This window comes from Burkholderia sp. IT-111MI5, assembly GCF_949752865.1.
Taxonomy (GTDB): Bacteria; Pseudomonadota; Gammaproteobacteria; order Burkholderiales; family Burkholderiaceae; genus Burkholderia; species Burkholderia pyrrocinia_C.
The window spans coordinates 598,505-618,716 of the sequence record NZ_CATKIF010000011.1; the positions used below are offsets into that span (position 1 = coordinate 598,505).

Here is a 20,212-nt window from a genome sequence, read left to right on the forward strand (position 1 = left end):
TTCGCTGACGGCGAATGCCGCATTGCGCCAGCCAACCGCTTACGCGCCGTCCGCCTTCGTGCGGCGCGCCGGATGACGATGCGCGGCGATGCGCAGCAGCTTCTGGAACGACGGGCATTCGAGATGGTTCTGCGCCGGGCACACGGCCGCATGCCGCAGCGCATCGCGCACGGCGCCGAGACGGCGGATCGTGCGATCGAGTTCGTCGGCCTTGCCGTCGAGCTTCGCGCGATCGATCGCGGGCCGGCCGTCCGCGCCGACCATCGCGAGGATGTCGTCGAGCGAAAAACCGGCCTCGCGGCCGAGCGCGATCAGCGCCAGGCGCTCCAGCACCGACTCGTCGTATTGCCGCCGCAGCCCGTGCCGGCCGGTCGGGACGATCAGCCCCTTTTCCTCGTAGTAGCGCAGCGTCGACGCGGGCAATCCCGTGCGCCGCGCGACGTCCGCAATGTCCAGACGGCTCATGCTTGACCTCAAGTGAACTTGAAGTTGCAAGATAGTCGCCCGACTCCGTAAAGACAAGCGTGGACCGACATGAAACCGCTGAACCCGACTCGTATTCCGCTGCGTCGCGCAGCTTTCCCCGTTCGCCGCGGAGATGCGCGATGAGCCCGCCGGACGTCCTGCTCGACCTGCTGCCGATCGGCGCGGGGGCTCTATCTGGCGGCGTTCACGCTCGCGGCGCTGGCCCGTTGAGCACGCGGCTTTGCGGGAGCCATGCCGGGTGGGGCCGGCTCGGCCGGCCGTCGCAGAAACCCGCGACGCGCCGCGCCTGTGCCATGCATCCATCCGACGCGCCCGCTTCGCGCCGCGTCAGGCCTTCATCGTCCCGGTCCGCACGTAGCGCTCGTGCCACGACAGCGCCTCGGCGAGCAGGTGCGGCGTGTGCTTGCCGAAGCTTTCGCGCGACGCACGCTCGAAGTAGTCCTCGAGCATCGGCCGGTAATCGGGGTGAGCGCAGGTCGCGATGATCTTGCGTGCGCGCTGCTTCGGCGACAGCCCGCGCAGGTCCGCAAGACCCTGCTCGGTGACGACCACCGCGACGTCGTGCTCGGTATGGTCGACGTGGCTCGCCATCGGCACGATCCGCGAGATCGCACCGCCCTTCGCGGTACTCGCCGACATGAAGCACGACAGGTAGCCGTTGCGCGCGAAGTCGCCCGAGCCGCCGATGCCGTTCTGGATCTTCGTGCCCATCACGTGCGTCGAGTTCACGTTGCCGTAGATGTCGGCCTCGATCATCCCGTTCATCGCGATGCAGCCGAGGCGGCGCACGAGTTCCGGATGGTTGCTGATCTCCTGCGGGCGCAGCACGATCTTCTCGCGGAACGTCGCGATCTCGTCGGCGAAGCGCTGCACGGCGGCCGGGCTCAGCGACAGCGCGGTAGCCGACGCGAAGCTCAGCGTGCCGTCGTCGAGCAGGTCGAGCATGGCGTCCTGAATCACTTCGGTGTACGCGGTCAGGTTCGAGAAGCCGGCCGAGCTGAGTTCCGCGAGCACCGCGTTCGTGATGTTGCCGACGCCCGACTGCAGCGGCAGCAGGTTCTCCGGCAGGCGGCCGCGCTTCACTTCGTGGCGCAGGAAGTCGATCAGTTGCAGCGCGATCTGCTTCGACGTCTCGTCCGGCGCGGAGAACGCGTTGCTGCGATCGGGCGCGTCGGTCTCGACGATCGCGACGATCTTGTCGGCCGGGCAGCGCAGGTACGGCTCGCCGATCCGGTCGTCGCTCTTCGTCAGCGGAATCGGCTTGCGATGCGGCGGCAGCGCGGTGCCGTAATAGACGTCGTGCATCCCGTCGAGGCCGAGCGGCTGGCGCGAGTTGACCTCGAGGATCACGTGCTTCGCGCGTTCGAGCCACGTCTTGTTGTTGCCGATCGATGCGGACGGAATCAGCAGCCCGTCCTCGCGGATGCCCGCGACTTCGACGATCGCGACGTCGAGATCGCCGTACAGCCCGAACCATGCGTATTGCGCGACGTGGCTCAGGTGGACGTCCTGGTAGTCGACTTCGCCGCTGTTGATCTTGTCGCGCAGCGTCGGGTCGGACTGGTACGGCAGCCGCATCGAGATGCCGTTGGTGCGGGCGAGCGCGCCGTCGAGTTCCGGCGCGGTGGATGCGCCCGTCAGCACGTTGATCCGGAAGTCCTCGCCGCGCGCGTGCGCCGCGTCGATGTGGGCGGCAAGCGCGGCCGGCACGGCCTTCGGATAGCCCGAGCCGGTGAAGCCGCTCATGGCGACGGTCATGCCGGGACGGATCAGCGCGGCGGCTTCGTCGGCGGTGCGGACGAGCGAACGCAGGGCGGGAGCGAGGATGCGTGATGAAGACATGGCTGGTTTCTGACGCTTTGGTCTGTCGTTGACGTCGCGGGGGGTGTCTCCTGAGCGACATGAAGCCCTTGGGGCCGCAAGATGCGGCCGGCACCACAGGCACGGTCGGAGTATCGCAGAGGCGACCGCCGCGAAATGTCCGCCGGATGCAAAAGATCCTTGCCGGATTTGCCGGGTATCGAACGACCGTTCTGTGACAGGCGCCCCCAATGAACCGGATGCACGCGAAAGGTGCACGAAAGCATCGGGACGAATGACCGGTCGCCGATCGCCAACCTTCGCGAATCTATCGGCGGATTTCCATTGCAATTTGCCGCCCGTCGATCGGCAATTGTCGATACGGATGCGGCGCGGCCAATTGTCGCCCGATGCATCTATTCCCGGCCTGACGCATGTCAAGGTCGCACGCGCCGCGCGCCGTCCGCCGGCATGCGCGAAAAGCACCGCCGCACCGGCCTTCGAGGCCCGTCCGCCCTTGACAGCCGCGCGATGCGAACCACACTTGGAATACGGGTCCGGCTGCCGCGTTTGCGCGCCCTTTCCCACGCTTGGTTTTCGACTGGCCGCGCCCCGCAAGACGCGGTAACACTCCCGTATGTCAGGACATTGATCGAATAAAAAGCAACAAATTACAATTCCGTATATATTTCGCCGATGGACCAAAGAAAAACCGCCACACGATCCGAGCCCCCCCTGCCACGCACCTGGGATGCGCGGCTCGCGCGCTCGCTCGTCCGACCGCTTGTCGATACGCCGGTCACCCCGAATCACCTCACCACCCTTCGTCTGATGATTGGCCTCGCCGGCGCCTGGTGCCTCGCGCACGGCGGCTTCGGCTGGAGCAACGCAGGCGCGTTCCTGATCGTGCTGTCGAACTTCGTCGACCACACCGACGGCGAGCTCGCGCGCATCAGCGGCAAGTCCAGCAAGATCGGTCACTTTTACGACCTCGCGGCCGATGCGCTCGTGACGATCGCGCTGTTCGTCAGCATGGGCCTCGGCATCGTCGCCCAGGGCGGCCAGATGGCCGCGTCGCCGGTGCTGCTCGGCGCGGTGGCCGGCGCGGCCGTCGCGCTGATCTTCTTCCTGCGCATGCGGATCGAATCGATCGCCGGCAAGGCCGGCACCAAACAGGCATTCGCCGGCGGCTTCGAAACCGAAGACGTGCTGTACCTGCTGCCGATCGTGACGCTCGTCGACGGCGTCGAGCCGTTCCTGCTCGCGGCGTCGATCGGCGCCCCGCTGTTCGCCGCATGGGTCGTGATCGACTGGTGGCGCATCGTCCGGCGCGGCAACCTCCCGCAGAATTCAACCGAAATCCAGGCTTCCAAATGACTCCGAGCACGCGCGACGACTCCGTGCTGAGCCCGGCACGCCCCGCGCCTGCGCGCGCGGCCGCGTCCGACCCCGATCGCACCGTGGCCGACTGCGTCGGCCGTCTCGACCTCGACCGCCTGCGCGGCGACTACACGCGCCAGGGGTCGTTCCTGTACCTCGACGCCTTCCTGCCGGCCGACGCGCACGCGAAGCTCGCGGCCGCCGCCCGCGCGATGCAGGCCGGCCTGAACCGCAATTACCTGCCCGGCCACAAGCAGGGCGGCAGCGTGAGCCGCCATACGATCGACGAGCAGGCGCCGTACATCGCCGAGCTATATCGTTCGAAGGCGCTGATCGGCTTCCTCGAGAAGCTCACGGGCGACAAGCTGATGCTGTCGCCGGACGACGATCCACATGCGTACGCGCTGTATTACTACACGAAGCCCGGCGACCACATCGGCTGGCACTACGACACGTCGTACTATGACGGCCGCCGCTACACGCTGCTGATCGGCGTGATCGACGAATCGTCGTGCCGCCTCGACTACGAGCTGCACACGCGCAACCCGGACATGCCCGACGAACCGGGCTCCGTGCAGATCGCCGACGGCGGCATCGTGCTGTTCGACGGCGACAAGCTGCGCCACCGCGTCACGCCGCTCGGCCAGAACGAGATGCGCGTGTCGCTGACTTTCGAATACGTGACGAACCCCGGCATGCGGCCGTGGAAGCGCTTCATCTCGAACATGAAGGACGCGATCGCGTATTTCGGTTTCCGCCAGGTGTTCAAGCAACTGGCCACGCGGCGCACGGCCGGGTCATGACACGCGCCGGCCTGATCCTGCTGTCCCTCGGGACCGCACTCTTCGTCGCACTCCTTGCATGGCAGGGCGTCGGCGCGGTCGCGTCGACGTTCCTCGCGGCCGGCTGGGGCCTCGCGCTCGTCGCGGCGTTCCACGTCGTGCCGCTCGTGATCGATGCGATCGCGATCTCCGTGATGTTCCGCCGCGGCCAGCCGGGCGCCGAGCTCGGCAACGCGCTGCGCGCGCGCTGGGTCGGCGAATCGGTCAACAGCCTGCTGCCCGCCGGGCAGATCGGCGGCCCCGTGCTGATGGTGCGCCACCTCGCGCAGCGCGGCACGCGGATGGCCGACGCGGCGGCCGCCGTCACCGTCGGCACGACGATGCAGGCGCTCGCGCAGATGGCGTTCGCGCTGATCGGCATCGCCGCGTTCAGCCTGTATGCGACGCACGAATCGGTCGCGCACCTGCGCACGCCCGCGCTGATCGCCACCGGCGTGCTCGGCGCGCTCGCCGCGCTGTTCTACGTGGCGCAGCGGCGCGGGCTGTTCGGCCGCGGCCTGCGCCTCGCGTCGAAGCTGCTGGGCCCGCGCGACTGGTCGTCGCTCGCGACCCGCGCCGACGCGATCGACGACGCGGTCGGTGCGCTGTACCGCGATCGTGCGAGGGTCGCGAAGACCTTCGCATTGAGCCTCGTCGGCTGGATCGTCGGCACCGCGGAAGTGTGGCTCGCACTGCACTTCCTCGGGCACCCGGTGAGCTGGCTCGACGCGCTGCTGCTCGAAAGCGTCGGCCAGGCGATCCGCGGCGCGGCCTTCGCGATCCCGGGCTCGCTCGGCGCGCAGGAAGGCGGTTACCTGCTGCTCGCGCCGCTGGTCGGACTGCCGCCCGACGCGGCGCTCGCGCTGTCGCTCGCGAAGCGCGCGCGCGAACTCGCGCTCGGCCTGCCCGGCCTGCTCTATCTGCATTTCAGTGAAAGAAACTGGCAGCGGCGCCGTGCGCCGCAGCCGCTCGCCGACTGATCGTTCAGATCCGCCGGCTTTTTGGTTGGAGAACCCATGCGAGCCATCATTCTTGCGGCAGGCCTCGGCTTGCGCCTGCAACAACCGCCCGAGGCGCAGTTCCCGAAGTGCCTGCTGCGCTTCGACGACGTTTCGCTGCTCGAGCGCCATCTGCGTGTGCTCGACGCCGTGGGCGTCGACGAGATCGTGCTCGGGCTCGGCTTCCAGGCCGGGAAGGTCGAGCAGGAATTGAAGCGCCTCGGCCGTCAGGCCGAGATCGTGCTGAACGAGCGCTACGACCTCGGCAGCGTACTGACCGTGCATACCGTCGCCGATGCGATGACGCGCGGCGGCGACGTGCTGCTGATGGACGCCGACGTGCTGTATGACGAGAACATCCTGCACGCGCTGGTGGCCGATCCCGACAAGGCGGTCGATCGCCTGCTGATCGACCGCGATTTCGAGGCCGGCGACGAACCCGTCAAGCTGTGCGTGAAGAACGGCGTGCCGGTCGAGCTGCGCAAGCAGCTCGCGGTCGACCTCGACTACGACACGATCGGCGAATCGGTCGGCTTCTTCCGCTTCACCGAAGGCACCGCGCGCCGCCTCGCGACGATCGTCGCGGGTTACGTCGACAGCGGCCGCGCGAACATGCCGCACGAAGAAGCCGTGCGCGACCTGCTGCTCGAAGGCGGCCATTCGTTCGACGTCGCCGACGTCACCGGCTCGCCGTGGATCGAGATCGACTTCCCGAACGACGTCGCACGCGCCACCCAAGAAATCCTCCCCCTGATTCAACGCACCACCGCAGGAGCCGCACGATGAACGCACGCGAACCCAACTTCACCGAATCGCGCAGCGCGCGCCTGCGCCGCATGCTCGTCAGCAGCGACCTCGAATTCCTGATGGAAGCGCACAACGGCCTGTCCGCACGGATCGTCCGCGAGGCCGGCTTCAAGGGGATCTGGGCATCGGGCCTCGCGATCTCCGCGCAGTTCGGCGTACGCGACAACAACGAGGCCAGCTGGACCCAGGTCGTCGACGTGCTCGAGTTCATGGCCGACGCAAGCGACCTGCCGATCCTGCTCGACGGCGACACCGGCTACGGCAACTTCAACAACGTGCGCCGCCTCGTGAGGAAGCTCGAACAGCGCGGCATCGCCGGCGTCTGCATCGAGGACAAGCAGTTCCCGAAAACGAACAGCTTCATCGACGGCGAGCGCCAGCCGCTCGCCGAGATCGACGAGTTCTGCGGCAAGATCAAGGCCGGCAAGGATTCGCAGACCGATCCGGACTTCTCGATCGTCGCGCGCGTCGAGGCGCTGATCGCGGGCTGGGGGATGGACGAGGCGCTGCGCCGCGCGAACGCGTATGCGGAAGCCGGCGCCGACGCGATCCTGATCCACAGCAAGCTGTCGCGCCCGGACGAGATTCTGCAGTTCGCACGCGAATGGAGCGGCAAGGCGCCGCTCGTGATCGTGCCGACCAAGTACTACAGCACGCCGACCGACGTGTTCCGCCAGGCCGGCATCAGCACCGTGATCTGGGCGAACCACCTGATCCGCGCATCGGCTTCCGCGATGCAGGCCGTCGCGCGCGAGATCCACGAGAACGAAACGCTGATCAACGTCGAAGATCGCGTCGCGTCGGTCAACGAGATCTTCCGCCTGCAGGACGCCGACGAATACTCGGCGGCCGAGCGCATCTACCTGTCGTCGTCGTCGCGCGCGTCGAATGCGGCGGTCGTGCTCGCCGCGAGCCGTGGCAAGGGGCTCGAAGCCGTCACCGAAGACAAGCCCAAGGTCATGTTGCCGGTCGCCGGCAAGCCGCTGCTGCGCTGGCTCGTCGACGGCTTCAAGAAGCAAGGCGTGAACGACATCACCGTGGTCGGCGGCTATCGCGCCGACGCGATCGACACGTCGGGCATCAAGCTCGTCGTCAACGAGCGCCATGCGCAGACGGGCGAGCTCGCGTCGCTCGCGTGCGCGGCGGAACGCCTGACCGGCGACACCGTGATCTCGTACGGCGACCTGCTGTTCCGCAGCTACATCCTGCGCGACCTCGCCGAAAGCGAGGCCGAATTCAGCGTCGTCGTCGATTCGTCGCTGACGGAGCCGACCAACCAGAGCGTGCGCGACTTCGCGCTCTGCTCGGCTGCGGACGATCGCGGCCTGTTCGGCCAGAAGACTTATCTGCAACGTGTATCGAGCGACGTCGCCGCAGGCACGCCGCACGGCCGCTGGATCGGCCTGCTGAACGTGCGCGGCGCCGGCGTCGATCGCCTGAAGGCGATGCTCGCGACACTGCAGGCGCGCGACGATTTCGACACGCTCGACATCCCGATGCTCCTCAACGAACTGATCGCCGCCGGCGAGAAGATCGAGGTGCAGTACGTGCACGGCCACTGGCGCGGCGTCAACGATCTCGAAGACTTCCGCCGCGCGGGCGACTTCGCGCACGGCCAGACGCCGCTGTCCGAACCGGGCGCCGGCAACGGGGGCGCGCAATGATCGAAGCGGCCCAGTTCGTCGAGGCCGCGCGCGAACGCGGTTTCGACTGGTACGCGGGCGTGCCCTGCTCGTACCTGACGCCGTTCATCAATTACGTGCTGCAGGACCCGACGCTGCACTACGTGTCGGCCGCGAACGAAGGCGACGCGGTCGCGCTGATCGCGGGCGCGACGCTCGGCGGCAAGCGCGGGATCGCGATGATGCAGAACTCGGGGCTCGGCAACGCGGTGAGCCCGCTGACGTCGCTGACCTGGACGTTCCGCCTGCCGCAACTGCTGATCGTCACGTGGCGCGGCCAGCCTGGCGTCGCCGACGAGCCGCAGCACGCGCTGATGGGCCCGATCACGCCCGCGATGCTCGACACGATGGAGATCCCGTGGGAGACGTTCCCGACCGACCCCGAACAGGTCGGCCCGGCACTCGACCGCGCGATCGCGCACATGGACGCGACGGGCCGCCCGTACGCGCTCGTGATGCAGAAAGGCAGCGTCGCGCCGTATGAACTGAAGGCGAACCCGGCGGCGAAGCCGCGCGCGCATGTCGCCGCGCAAGCGTCGTCGCATGCCGCGTCGGCCGACACATGGCCGACCCGTCACGACGCGCTGCAGCGCGTGATCGCGCACACGCCGGTCGACTCGACCGTCGTGCTCGCATCGACCGGCTTCTGCGGCCGCGAACTCTACGCGATCGACGATCGCGAGAATCAGCTGTACATGGTCGGCTCGATGGGCTGCGTGACGCCGCTCGCGCTCGGCCTCGCGCTCGCGCGCCCCGACCTGCGCGTGGTGGCCGTCGACGGCGACGGCGCGGCGCTGATGCGCATGGGCGTGTTCGCGACGCTCGGCACCTACGGCCCGGCCAACCTCACGCACGTGCTGCTCGACAACGGTGCGCACGAATCGACGGGCGGCCAGGCGACCGTGTCGCAGCATGTGTCGTTCGCGGGCGTCGCAGCCGCATGCGGCTATGCGTCGGCGGTCGAAGGCGACACGCTCGACGTGCTCGATGCGACGCTGGCTGCGCCGGGCGACGGGGTGCAGTTCGTTCGTCTCGCGATCCGCACCGGCGTGCCCGACGGCCTGCCCCGCCCGACCGTCACGCCGGTCGAGGTCAAGACTCGTCTGATGCGGCACATCGGCGCCGCGCAGGCCGAAGCCCACGCTGAAGGAGCCCTTTGATGCTGCTGCTGAACCCCGGCCCGGTAACGCTCACCGAACGCGTGCGCCGCAGCCTGCTGCAATCCGACCTGTGCCACCGCGAAAGCGAATTCTTCGATCTGCAGGACGAAGCGCGCGCGCGCCTCGTCGCCGCCTACGAACTCGATCCGGCCGAATGGGCGGCCGTGTTGATGACGGGTTCCGGCACGGCCGCCGTCGAAAGCATGATCGCGGCGCTCGTGCCGCGGGACGGCAAGTTGCTCGTGATCGAGAACGGCGTGTATGGCGAGCGGATCGCGCAGATCGCGACACAGTACGGGATCGCGCACGACGTGCTGAAGCATGAATGGATGCAGGCGCCCGATCTCGCGCAGATCGCCGCGCGCCTCGACGCGGGCGGCTACTCGCACGTCGCGGTGATCCATCACGAAACGACGACGGGCCGCCTGAACGATCTCGGCGCGATCGCCGATGTATGTCGTTCGCGCGGCGTGAAGCTGCTCGTCGACGGCGTCAGCAGCTTCGGCGCGGAAGCGATCGACTTCGCCGGCGGCGACATCGACGCGGTTGCCGCGACTGCGAACAAGTGCCTGCACGGCGTGCCGGGCGCGGCGTTCGTGATCGTGCGCCGCAGCGCGCTCGCGAAGGCGGCGAGCCGCACGTACTACCTCGACCTCGGCCGTCTCGCGAAACTGCAGGACCAGCGCAACACGCCGTTCACGCCGTCCGTGCACGCGTACTACGCGCTCGTCGAGGCGCTGCGCGAATTCGACGAAGCCGGCGGCTGGCGTGCGCGCCATGCGCATTACAAGGCGCTCGCCGACCGGGTGCAGGCCGGGCTGGCCGCGCGCGGGATGCCCCTGGTGCTGCCGGAGGGGGCGTCGCCGGTGGTGCTGCGCGCGTACCGGCTGCCGCAGGGCGTCACGTACGAGACGCTGCATGACGGGTTGAAGGCACGTGGCTTCGTGATCTACGCGGGGCAAGGCGGGTTGTCGAAGGAACTGTTCCGGATTTCGACGATGGGGGCGATTGGAGCGGCTGATGTCGAGCGGTTGCTGGATGGTTTTACCGAGCTGACGCGGTAAGCAGCTGACTTTTCTCGTCGACCGAGGGCCCGCAAGGGCCCTTTTTGTTTTTCGGGGATTTCTGTGGGTGTCGTTTGTCGACTGCGGATTCAACCGGCCGATGCAACACCTCCACTGCTCACGCAGCATCTAGTGTGTTGCATCGACCGGTTAAGTCCGCAACCCTTCTCGGTCGTTCTCGCTAGTTCCGACGATGTCCGCTTGAGTGGAAACTGCGACCGTTCGAACCGGTAGCTCTGGCCGTTGATACACCTGCTGAGTCCATTCAGATGGGATTAGCCATGCGGAACTGCGTTACCTCTTCGGCCAACTGCCGAAGCAAACGTTCAGCTTCGTCATGACGCCCCGATGGATACTTGATGAAGTGAATATTGTACGCAGCCTTAGCCGCCGCTTCGATATCTGGCTGTATTGAATCTTCGACGAGAGCGTAATGAGGATGCGCGCTTCGCGCCGCGATCGTCGCATTTTCTAAAAGAAGCTGAATGTCTGGGTCGGACAAACCATAGCCGACAAATAACACGGTACTCGTAAGAAACAGTGCGTCGAGAATTGCGTAGAATGCCGCATGTTTTTGTCGCTCTCGGAAATATTGCGAACGCGTTAGCACAATTCTAGAGGCATCAGATACACAACCGTGAGATTTTATAATTAGTCGAACAGGTGATCGCAGATCGTTGACTAAATGGTCTTCGTAGTATTTGCACACATTGTAACCATCCCGGGCTTCTCCCGTGCGGCAGAACGTGTCATAAATGTCGTCATAATTTGTCGTTACAACGATTTTTGGATCCAAATTCAGTACGGATAAATGGATATTCGACTTGCCGAACCGAGGTTGAACAAACTGCTCACGCACGATTCTCGTAAAGTCAGGAGGAGCGATCTTTGCCAGCAAAACTTCCGCCGCATCCAAATACTTTTCCTTCGCCAGTAGATCATCTACTGCCGTAAAGTCCGTGCCATCGGGACACGCCACTTTTATTTTCTCAAGAAATGCCCGCCAAAGCGGCGGTCGCGTAACGCCATCTGCTCCTAAGCACGACGCGGAAGCCCCGGCCCCCAAAAAAACAATCCCACGGCGCGCGGATAGCTCCGCTACCAATGCGACAGGCCACACCATGTTCAAGCTCCCGCTTGCAAACCAATGTTCGCTGCGATGTGCTGAGAGACTGAGCCGATAATGCTCTGGTAGTCATCTCGTTGTCTATATTGTGAACCGACCAAGCCGTCTGCTGATCTGAGAGCGAGAATCGGTGCAGCAACTGACTGTGCGAGCGGAATTAGGCTGTACAGATGTGGCACGTCACCAAGGTGGGCTTCTTCAGCAGTCAAGCCGGGCTTTAGATAATCGTGGAGAGAATCTCTAATAACATCAGGAACAAGCCTGATGATGTTCTCATATCTAGCCGTGGGGATTCGCTGTCCCTCCTTTGACTTCGCGATATATTGTTGCATCGTATAGCCGAGATATCCGTGAGCAATACCTGGATCTGAGGCGATCAAATATTCTTGCAGTCGACCGGGGTTGCGTTGCTCGCATAGTGCTAGACTATTTCTATATAGCTCCAGCCAATGCCGAATCCAATTCGCTATGTTTCTAATGCCTAAAATGCTGAATATGTCAGCGCCCATCGGCGTCAAGAAATAGTTGCACCCAATTAGCACACATCGATTAATTGATCCAAGACTCGGACCCAAATCATACAGCACGACGTCGTATCTGTCTTGTAACGCAACGCCGAGCGCGGTGTTCCAATTAGTCTTTCTTATTCCACCAATATCTCCGCCGAGAAGATCGTGCCACGCTGCGCCTAGTCGATCTTCGACGATAGACAGTCCTGGATGCCCGGGGAGCACGTCCACACCAAAACGGTTGCGCGAACCGAGAATTGGCTGAAGGACGGCGGAAATATGCGCATCGCCATCCTCAATCGGCGAGAGAACGTCTCGAATCGTCGTGACCGTGCCATATCCGTTACTGTTCCAATAGAACTCAGTCGCGAACTCTTCGCCCATGATTAACTGTGTAGCATTACACTGCGGATCACAGTCTATTACTAACACGCGAAGTTTCATCTCGCGCGCAAAATATGATGCAATATTGCAGGTAAGCGTTGTTTTTCCGACGCCACCCTTGTTATTGAACATCGCAATTGAAATCATGTGACCTCGATCATCTGTTTGGGGTGCGGTGTCGGTTTGTGTCGGCGAGACAACCGACGATTTAGCTCGGCGTCTGAAATGATACAACTAACCTTAACGTAATCGCCACCCAGCCGCGATGCTTGATCCCGACCACCTAGCGTTGCCATTCGCTCGGCAGATTGGCCAAGCGGAACCAACAAGCCCGAGCGCCTTGGGCCTTCAACGCCAGTCGACTCCTCTGTTGCCAGTCCCAAAGCGGACGTACGCCGTTGTGGGAGATGCGGCTGCGGCTGGCCGAAAACCAACGCCCCTCCCCACGCCCCCAGAAAATCTGCGAAGCCCCCATTTCCCCATCGAGCCCATGAAAATCCGTCGCTTCATTCCTTTACTGGCGCTCGCCGCCGCTCCCACCGCTTACGCCACCGACAGCCAGCCCTGCGGCGACGACACCGTCACAGCCATCGCCCGCTGGGCCGGCATCGCGAGCGCACGCATCGCCACGCGCGACGCGGACCGGCTCGTCGTCGCGTCGGCGTGCAAGGTCATGCCGAACGCGCCGGGCACGACGATCGCGGCCGTCGCGTTCGATTCGCTGCCGAAACGCAAGAACCCGGACGAAAGCGACAAGCTGCAGGTCGTCGCGCTCGTCGAGGGCGGCAAGGTCGTTGCGGCCGAGCGGTCGGTGGTCCAGGAAGATGCGGCGACCGAGATCGGCGCAAGCAGCTATCGCATCGACACCGCGCCGTACCGGCTGTCGCCCGACGTGCGCGCATTCGGCGTCGTTTTCACGAGCAGCGCGCGTGGACCAAGCTGCCCCGATGCCAACGCGAGCGAAGAATTGACGCTGTGGGTACATGAAGGCGCTCGCATCCGCCCGGTGTTCGGCACCAACCTCTACGGCTGGGTCAGCAGCGAAGGCACGGCCTGCGGCGCCGGCGTCGGCGACGCGCGCAGCGAGGACGCACGCATGACGATCGCCGTCGAGAAAACGTCGAGCCACGGCTTCGCGGACTTGTCGATCACGGCCCGCATCACGAAGACGCAGCGCAAGGACGGCGAATATTCGGACACGGGCAAGCGAACGGCGCGCACGGTCGTGCGTTACGACGGCAAGTCGTATGGCATCGACATGTTCCGAACCTTCTGGTATCCGCCTTCGGCGATGAAGTGACGCAGCGGTCGCGTCGCACTGCCCTGCCCGTTTGCTCGCCGTCGGCCTACTCCGCGACCTTCGGCCCAATCGAGTCCGTCGTCACCGGCCCGAGCAACGCGTCATCACGCACACGTCGCGCCTCACGCGCCATATACCGATCCTTCAGCCGCAGGAACGGCTTCTCGACGAGGAAATAACTGCCCGTCGCGGCCAGCAGCGCCCACACTATGCCGAGCGGAAACGCATGCGCGACCGGCAGATCCGGGTTCGCGAACGGCTGCTGCCACAGATAAAGGCTGAACGAGATCGTGCCGACGAACACGACCGGCCGCGCGCGCAGCCAGCGCGCGCACCAGAACTCGTTACGGAAATTCAGCACGACGATCACGATCGCGATCAGCGCGGCTTCGAGCGTCACGCCGTACGTCGCATTCCAGAAGCCGCCGAGCCGATGTTCGGCGAGCGGCATGCCGAACAGCACGATGAAGACAATCGCAGTCACGATGCGCGTCTCCCCGCGCCACGAACGGATCCACGCTTCGAGCCGTTCGCGATTGAGCGACGCATAGCAGCCGATCAGGATCGGATCGACGCCCGTGTGCAACATCATCCCGAGCTGCCCGCGCAGCGCCGGCGCAACGAAATACGTGACGGCGCGCACCAGCGGCACGATCAGGATCAACGCGGCCAGCCAGCGCGTGCCGCTGCGGCGCGCGCCGTACACGAACAGCAGCGGCCAGAACCAGTAGAACTGCTCCTCGAGCGCGAGCGACCAGAAATGGCCGAGATACCACGCGCCGTCCGGATGCAGCGCGTTGTCGCCGCTCAGCCCGAACCACGCCGAGTAATTCCACAGGTGCAGCGCGGCATACAGCCACTGCCGGCGATCGACGTCGAACCAGCCGGCGAAGGCCACGATCGCCACGGCCGCAAGATAGACATAGCAGGCCGGCCAGATCCGCAGCGCGCGGCGCACGTAGAACGACGTCAGCGCGATGCCGCCCGTGCGCGCGAACTCGGCGCGCAGCACGTTGGTGATCAGGAACCCGCTGAGGACGAAAAAGATCAGCACGCCGAGCCGGCCGTCGGCGATCAGCCGCAACGGCGCGTACCAGCCCGTGTAGCCGCCCGGCAGCACATGCTCGGCATGGCCTACGACGACCATCGACACCGCGACGGCGCGCAACCCGGTCAACTGCGTGACGCGATGGTTCATCGGCTGGTTCCCGTTGGCACGGTAAAGAAGCAGGAGATAGGCAGGCGCCCCGGTCGGCACGCCGATATGCCGCCGGGATTTTGTATGAAAAATATCGGAATGAAATTGCTTCAAAAATCCCGGGGCAGACACCACCGACGGCGCGCGCCATCGCGAGCCGGCGTCGGCAGCGGCGAATTGGCATAATGACAAGCCTTGTCCGGCGGCGGCCGGTCCGATGCCCACGCAACGAGTTTTTTGCGGCGCCGCAATACCCCGGTACCGTGCCCCGCCCGCACACCGGCCCGCGCCTCGTCCGCCTCCTGTCGACCCTCACCCGGAGCCTGTCTGTGTACCCACCGATCGAACCCTACGCCCACGGCCACCTCGACACCGGCGACGGCCATCGCATCTACTGGGAGCGCTGCGGCAACCCGGCCGGCAAGCCCGCCGTGTTCCTGCACGGCGGCCCCGGCGCGGGCTGCAGCCCCGATCATCGCCGCCTGTTCGACCCGGAGCGCTACGACATCCTGCTGTTCGACCAGCGCGGCTGCGGGCGCTCGACGCCGCATGCGAGCCTCGAGAACAACACGACGTGGCATCTGGTCGCCGACATCGAACGCCTGCGCGAGATGGTCGGCGCCGAGCAATGGCTCGTATTCGGCGGCTCGTGGGGCAGCGCGCTGTCGCTCGCTTACGCGGAAACGCACCCCGAACGCGTGAGCGCGCTGATCGTGCGCGGCATCTTCACGATGCGTCGCGCGGAATTGCTGTGGTACTACCAGGAAGGCGCGTCGTGGCTGTTCCCCGACCTGTGGGAAGCCTTCGTTGCACCGATTCCGGAGGCCGAGCGCGGCGACCTGATGGCCGCCTACCATCGCCGGCTGACGGGCGACGACGAAGCCGCGAAGCTCGAAGCCGCGCGCGCATGGAGCATCTGGGAAGGCCGCACGATCACGCTGCTGCCCGATCCGGCGCTCGCCGAGCACTTCGCGGACGGCCACTATGCGCTCGCGTTCGCGCGGATCGAAAACCACTACTTCGTCAACAAGGGCTTCGTCGAAGAAGGCCAGTTGCTGCGCGATGCGCATCGCCTCGCCGGCATTCCGGGCGTGATCGTGCAAGGCCGCTACGACATCGCGACGCCCGCACGCACCGCATGGGACCTGTCGAAGGCGTGGCCGGACGCGACGTTCGAGATCGTGCCCGGCGCCGGGCACGCATACAACGAGCCGGGGATCCTGCAGGCGCTGCTCGCGGCGACGGACCGGTTCGCCGCGTAATCGACGCAACGCAAAACGAAACGCAATGCGGCGCGTGCGGCCATGCGTGCCGGCACGCGCCGCGCCGCCCGATCAAAGCGCGGTTTCGACGATCGTCCTGCCGCTGATCGCCCGCTCGACGAGCTGTTCGTCGCCGACCTTGCGGATTGCGTCGTCGAGCAGCCCTTCCGGCTCTTCGGTCGCCACCTTCAGCAGGCCCGACAGGCCGCGCGCGTCGAGCACCACCAGCGTCTCCATCGAATCCGCGCGGCTCACGAGCACGCGGCGCAACGCCGGCCCCGCGCCGAAGCTCGCGCAGAGCGCAATCGTCTCGCTGCCGAGCGTGTAGTCGAAGTTCTTGATCATGATCTGTCGCCGTTGCTGGGGAATGGCGATGCGCGACGGTGCGGCGCCGTGACGTCGACGCACCCGCGCGTGCCGCCGGCGCCGGACCGAGGCTCGATCCGTTCGCCGGCACAACCATGCTAGGCGTGCAGAATTAACGAAGACTTAAACGGCGAATCGCCCGAGCGGGCGGCATCGCGCGACATCACGGCGTGTCGAGCGGCTCGACCGTCACGCCGACCTTCAGCTCCTGATCCGCGCCGCCGCCGCGAATCACGCCGCGCAGCGGCGTCACGTCCGCATAGTCGCGGCCGATCGACAGCATCACGTAGTCGTCGCCCGGCGCGCGGTCGTTGGTCGGATCGAGCTGCAGCCAGCCGTTGTCCTCGGGCCACGCCGGGTCGTACACCTCGACCCACGCATGCGACGCGTCGGCGCCGATCAGCCGCGGCTGCCCGGGCGGCGGCTGCGTGAGCAGATAGCCGCTCACGTAACGCGCGGCCAGCCCGAGCGAGCGCAGCGCGCCGATCATCACGTGCGCGAAATCCTGGCAGACCCCCTTGCGCAATCGCAGCGCATCGAGTGCCGAGGTCGTGATGTCGGTGCTGTTCGGCGTGTACGCAAACTCGGCGTGCACGCGCCGCATCAGGTCCCATGCGGCCTGCACGAGCGGCCGCTGCGGCGTGAAGCTCGCGGCCGCATACGCGGCGAGTTCGGCGTCGCACGCGACGTGCGGCGAAGCAAACACGAATTCGCTCGCCGCGTCGTAAGGCTGCCCCGCACGGAACCGCAAGCGATCGCGCACGGCTTCCCATGCAGTCGCGTGCTTTCCGTCGGGATGCGCGATCGCGGGCGGCGGCTCGCCGCGCGCACCGAGCGACCACACGGGCGGCGTCACGCGCACCGTGCTGCGGCTGCGCACGAGCAACGCGTCGTGCGGCTGGTTCAGCGCGAACGATGCACGCGCGTTGCCGAACGCGTCGACCTCCGTGCAGACCGATTCCGGCGCGGGGTTGATGTCGAGCGAGAACGACAGCACCTGCTGGCGCGGCGTCGCGAGCGGTTGCAGGCGCGCCTGGTGCTGTGCCGATTCGACGCGCGCCGCGTACCGGTATTCGGTATCGTGCGTGACACGCAGCAATCGGCCGGGCGCAATGGCGGCCGGTGCGGCAGGCGCGGCCGGTGCCGCTGTCTGTCGTCCGGCGCCGGAACCGGGCGGCGTTTTCGTCGTGCCTTTCGTCGTCACCATAGCGTCCTGCCCGCCTCGCGCACGTGGCTGAAATAGCGCTCGCCGATCCGGTTCGACAGTTCCCAGACCGCCTTCGCCGTCGCGTCGAGCATGCCGAGCAGTTTGTCGTGCCGGCCGCCGTCGGCGGTTTCGCACAGCTCGTGCAGCGACCACGCGGGCACGTTCGGAATCGTCTCGGCCAGTTCGGACAGCGCATAGCCTTCGCTGCGCTCGACCTTCGCCAGCCGGCCGCGCAGCGCCTGCACGACCCAGCCGAGCGAGCGCGGGTTGTCGGTATCGAGCACGACGAGCGACAGTAGCGGCGCGACGTCGAAGCCGCGCTGGAACCGCGAGCGGAACGTGATCGTGCTGTCGAACAGCTCCAGCACGAGCTCGAAGCCGTCCTGCCGATATACGGCGCCTTCGTCGAATGCGAACTTCAGCACGCTGCACAGGAAGTCCAGCCGGTCGATCTGCCGGCCGATCGACAGCAGCCGCCAGCCGTCGTCGCGCGTCATGTTGTCGGTCTGCGCGCCCGTGATCGCGCCGAGCAGCAGGCCGAGGCGCTCCAGCAACTGCAGCGCCTCGTTGCCGATCTGCTCGTCGGCTTCCGGATGGTCGGCGCTGTCCGCGAACAGTTGCGTCGCGTCGTCGATCAGCCGCCACTGATCGCTCGACAGCCGTTCGCGGATCGCGGCGGCCGCGCCGCGCATCCCGAACAGGCACGACGCGATTCCCGACGTGCGATCCGCGCCGCGCGTCAGCGACGTCGCGAGCGCGTGCAGGAACCCGCGCGGCGCATCGACGGCGTTCGGCGCGTCGGCCGCGATCAGGCCCGTATCGCGGCACAGCGTGTCGAGCAGCTCCAGGTGCGCGGGGCTGTCGACGTCGTCCTCGCCGCGCAGCCGTTCGAGCGCGGCGCGCGCGAGGCGCATCAGGTTGGTCGCGCGCTCGGTGTAGCGGCCCAGCCAGAACAGGTTCTCGGCCGCGCGGCTCGCGATCGCGCGCGGCCGCTCGACGAGGTCGTCCGGGCCGAGGTGCGTTTGCAGCAGCGTCGTCGAATCGACGATGCCTTCGGTCATCACCCACGTATCGACGGTGCTGCCGCCGTGCGGCATCGGCGCGTTGAACAGCGTGTCGCGCGTGCCGACCCGCGACAGCCCGCCCGGCAGGAGCCGCCAGCGCTGCGCGCCGTCGGCGAGCGCGAACACGCGCAGCAGCAGCGGCTTCGGCACGATGCGCGCGCCGCCGTTGCCGTCGGGCGTGCCGTGCCCCGGCCAGGTCGGCGCCTGCGACAGCGGCAGGTCGGCCTGCACCGTGTAGTGTTCGGGCCGCGCGAGTATCCGCGCGCGCCAGTCGGCAAGCTGCGCCTGCGTGAGCCGCGCGCCGATCACCGGGTCGAACGGGCCGCCCGCCTGCACGTCAGCCGGATACGACGCCTTCACGATGCCGCGCGCGAGCTGCGGCAGCGCGTCGTCGCACGCGGCCGCCTCGCCGCACCACCACGAATGCACGGCCGGCAGCGTCAGCGTTTCACCGAGCAGGCCTTCCGCGAGACGCGGCATGAAGCCGAGCATGGCCGGCGATTCGAGGAAACCCGAACCCGGCGCGTTCGCGAGCAGCACGTTGCCGGCGCGCACGGCCTGCAGCAGCCCCGGCACGCCGAGCATCGAATCGGGCCGCAGTTCGAGCGGATCGAGCCACGCGTCGTCGACGCGCCGCAGGATGCCGTGCACGGGTTCGAGCCCGCGCAGCGTCTTCAGGAATACGCGGTTGTCGCGCGCGGTCAGGTCGCCGCCTTCGACGAGCGTGAGGCCGAGGTAGCGCGCGAGATACGCATGCTCGAAATACGTCGCGCTGTGCGGCCCCGGCGTCAGCAGCACGATCCGCGAATTCCTGGCGGCCGGGCTGAGCGCCTGCATGCTCTGCAGCAGCGCGCGGTACGCGGATGCGAGCCGCTGCACGCGCAGCCCGCGAAACCCGCGCGGAAAGAGCCGCGACACGATCAGCCGGTTTTCGAGCAGATAACCGAGCCCGGCCGCGCCCTGCGTGTGCTGCGCGACGATCCGCCACTGCCCGTCCGGGCCGCGCGCGAGATCGAACGCGACGACGTGCAGCCACGTGTCGCCCGGCACGCGCGCGCCGCGCATCGCGCGCAAGTAGCCCGGATGGCCGGTCACGAGCGCGGGCGGCAACAATCCGCGCTGCAGGATCGTCTGCGGCCCGTACAGGTCGGCCATCGTCGCGTTGAGCAGCCGCACGCGCTGCAGCACGCCGCGCTCGATCGCGACCCAGTCCTCCGGCGTGACGATCAGCGGCAGCAGGTCGAGCGACCACGGGCCGGCCGCGCCGTCGCCGGCGCGCTGCTCGTGCAGTTGGTAGAACAGGCCGTTCTCGCGCATGCGCCGGTGCAGCGCGTCGGCACGGCGATCGAGGTCGGCCACGCCGTCGCTGCCGATCGATGTGAAGAAACTGCGCCATGCGGGCGCGAGCGCAGGCGCGTTCAGGCCGGCCGCGCTGCCGCGCAGTTCGTCGTAACGGCCGGCGGCGGCCGGCGCCGCAAGCGCGGCGGCCAGTTCGGCGGCGTCCGGCTGCGCGCCGGTATCGAATAGCGTGGGCATCGCGTCCGGGTCGGCGAGATGGTCGGAGTGAATGGGCTGCACGGTGTCGTTTCGTCGTCAGG

At 66.6% G+C, this 20,212-nt stretch carries 17 protein-coding genes; 9 read left to right on the top strand and 8 right to left on the bottom strand.

The window, feature by feature from the left end; translation table 11 throughout:
* Nucleotides 1-39 precede the first annotated feature (39 nt).
* Nucleotides 40-465 carry a helix-turn-helix domain-containing protein gene (locus ACM6JT_RS10875; protein ID WP_034179787.1) on the bottom strand — a complete coding sequence of 142 codons (426 nt, stop codon included), beginning with the start codon at nucleotides 463-465 and terminating at the stop codon, nucleotides 40-42.
* A gap of 348 nt (nucleotides 466-813) precedes the next feature.
* Nucleotides 814-2,328 (bottom strand): acetyl-CoA hydrolase/transferase family protein, encoded by a 1,515-nt coding sequence (locus ACM6JT_RS10880; protein WP_034179788.1) that lies wholly within the window; start codon nucleotides 2,326-2,328, stop codon nucleotides 814-816.
* A gap of 654 nt (nucleotides 2,329-2,982) precedes the next feature.
* Between ACM6JT_RS10880 and ACM6JT_RS10885 the strand changes: the two genes are divergently transcribed.
* Genes ACM6JT_RS10885 through ACM6JT_RS10915 form a run of 7 tightly spaced genes read left to right on the top strand, consistent with a single transcriptional unit; the run spans nucleotide 2,983 to nucleotide 10,198 of the window.
* Nucleotides 2,983-3,663 carry a CDP-alcohol phosphatidyltransferase family protein gene (locus ACM6JT_RS10885; RefSeq protein ID WP_034179789.1) on the top strand — a complete coding sequence of 227 codons (681 nt, stop codon included), beginning with the start codon at nucleotides 2,983-2,985 and terminating at the stop codon, nucleotides 3,661-3,663.
* Entirely contained in the window at nucleotides 3,660-4,469 is an 810-nt protein-coding gene (locus ACM6JT_RS10890) for a 2OG-Fe(II) oxygenase (RefSeq protein WP_414856465.1), read from the top strand. Before ACM6JT_RS10885 ends, ACM6JT_RS10890 begins: the two co-directional genes overlap by 4 nt.
* Entirely contained in the window at nucleotides 4,466-5,467 is a 1,002-nt protein-coding gene (locus tag ACM6JT_RS10895; protein WP_105391271.1) for an HpnL family protein, read from the top strand. Before ACM6JT_RS10890 ends, ACM6JT_RS10895 begins: the two co-directional genes overlap by 4 nt.
* Nucleotides 5,468-5,503: 36 nt before the next feature.
* Complete coding sequence (locus ACM6JT_RS10900) at nucleotides 5,504-6,271, top strand: NTP transferase domain-containing protein (RefSeq protein WP_034179792.1); 768 nt, start codon at nucleotides 5,504-5,506, stop codon at nucleotides 6,269-6,271.
* The gene (gene aepX, locus ACM6JT_RS10905) at nucleotides 6,268-7,956 is read left to right on the top strand and encodes a phosphoenolpyruvate mutase (protein ID WP_034179793.1); all 1,689 of its coding nucleotides are present in this window, start codon (nucleotides 6,268-6,270) and stop codon (nucleotides 7,954-7,956) included. The genes ACM6JT_RS10900 and aepX overlap by 4 nt, the downstream gene beginning before the upstream one ends.
* On the top strand, nucleotides 7,953-9,134 hold the full coding sequence (gene aepY / locus ACM6JT_RS10910; RefSeq protein ID WP_243566364.1) for a phosphonopyruvate decarboxylase: 1,182 nt from the start codon (nucleotides 7,953-7,955) through the stop codon (nucleotides 9,132-9,134). Before aepX ends, aepY begins: the two co-directional genes overlap by 4 nt.
* Entirely contained in the window at nucleotides 9,134-10,198 is a 1,065-nt protein-coding gene (locus ACM6JT_RS10915) for a 2-aminoethylphosphonate aminotransferase (protein WP_414856466.1), read from the top strand. Before aepY ends, ACM6JT_RS10915 begins: the two co-directional genes overlap by 1 nt.
* Before the next feature lie 265 nt (nucleotides 10,199-10,463).
* Here the strand turns inward: ACM6JT_RS10915 and ACM6JT_RS10920 are convergent, their stop codons facing one another.
* The gene (locus tag ACM6JT_RS10920) at nucleotides 10,464-11,321 is read right to left on the bottom strand and encodes an SIR2 family protein (RefSeq protein WP_414856467.1); all 858 of its coding nucleotides are present in this window, start codon (nucleotides 11,319-11,321) and stop codon (nucleotides 10,464-10,466) included.
* Nucleotides 11,322-11,323: 2 nt separating this feature from the next.
* Nucleotides 11,324-12,364 (bottom strand): ParA family protein, encoded by a 1,041-nt coding sequence (locus ACM6JT_RS10925; RefSeq protein ID WP_414856468.1) that lies wholly within the window; start codon nucleotides 12,362-12,364, stop codon nucleotides 11,324-11,326.
* Nucleotides 12,365-12,707: 343 nt separating this feature from the next.
* On the opposite strand from ACM6JT_RS10925, the gene ACM6JT_RS10930 reads away from it, so the two are divergent.
* Nucleotides 12,708-13,517, top strand: a complete 810-nt coding sequence (locus tag ACM6JT_RS10930) for a multidrug ABC transporter ATPase (RefSeq protein ID WP_414856469.1) — start codon at nucleotides 12,708-12,710, stop codon at nucleotides 13,515-13,517.
* 46 nt (nucleotides 13,518-13,563) lie between these two features.
* Here the strand turns inward: ACM6JT_RS10930 and ACM6JT_RS10935 are convergent, their stop codons facing one another.
* A complete protein-coding gene (locus tag ACM6JT_RS10935) occupies nucleotides 13,564-14,715 on the bottom strand; it encodes an acyltransferase family protein (RefSeq protein WP_414856470.1) in 1,152 nt (383 codons plus the stop codon).
* Between the two features lie 329 nt (nucleotides 14,716-15,044).
* Between ACM6JT_RS10935 and pip the strand changes: the two genes are divergently transcribed.
* Entirely contained in the window at nucleotides 15,045-15,977 is a 933-nt protein-coding gene (pip, locus tag ACM6JT_RS10940) for a prolyl aminopeptidase (RefSeq protein ID WP_105391278.1), read from the top strand.
* A gap of 72 nt (nucleotides 15,978-16,049) precedes the next feature.
* Here pip and ACM6JT_RS10945 read toward each other — a convergent pair whose 3' ends face one another.
* The 3 genes from ACM6JT_RS10945 to ACM6JT_RS10955 form a co-directional block, all read right to left on the bottom strand.
* Nucleotides 16,050-16,322: a hypothetical protein gene (locus ACM6JT_RS10945; RefSeq protein ID WP_034179800.1), complete on the bottom strand. Its 273-nt coding sequence runs from the start codon at nucleotides 16,320-16,322 to the stop codon at nucleotides 16,050-16,052.
* A gap of 184 nt (nucleotides 16,323-16,506) precedes the next feature.
* Entirely contained in the window at nucleotides 16,507-17,550 is a 1,044-nt protein-coding gene (locus tag ACM6JT_RS10950; protein WP_414856471.1) for a transglutaminase family protein, read from the bottom strand.
* Nucleotides 17,544-20,150, bottom strand: a complete 2,607-nt coding sequence (locus ACM6JT_RS10955; RefSeq protein WP_243566852.1) for a circularly permuted type 2 ATP-grasp protein — start codon at nucleotides 20,148-20,150, stop codon at nucleotides 17,544-17,546. Before ACM6JT_RS10955 ends, ACM6JT_RS10950 begins: the two co-directional genes overlap by 7 nt.
* Between the last annotated feature and the right edge of the window lie 62 nt (nucleotides 20,151-20,212).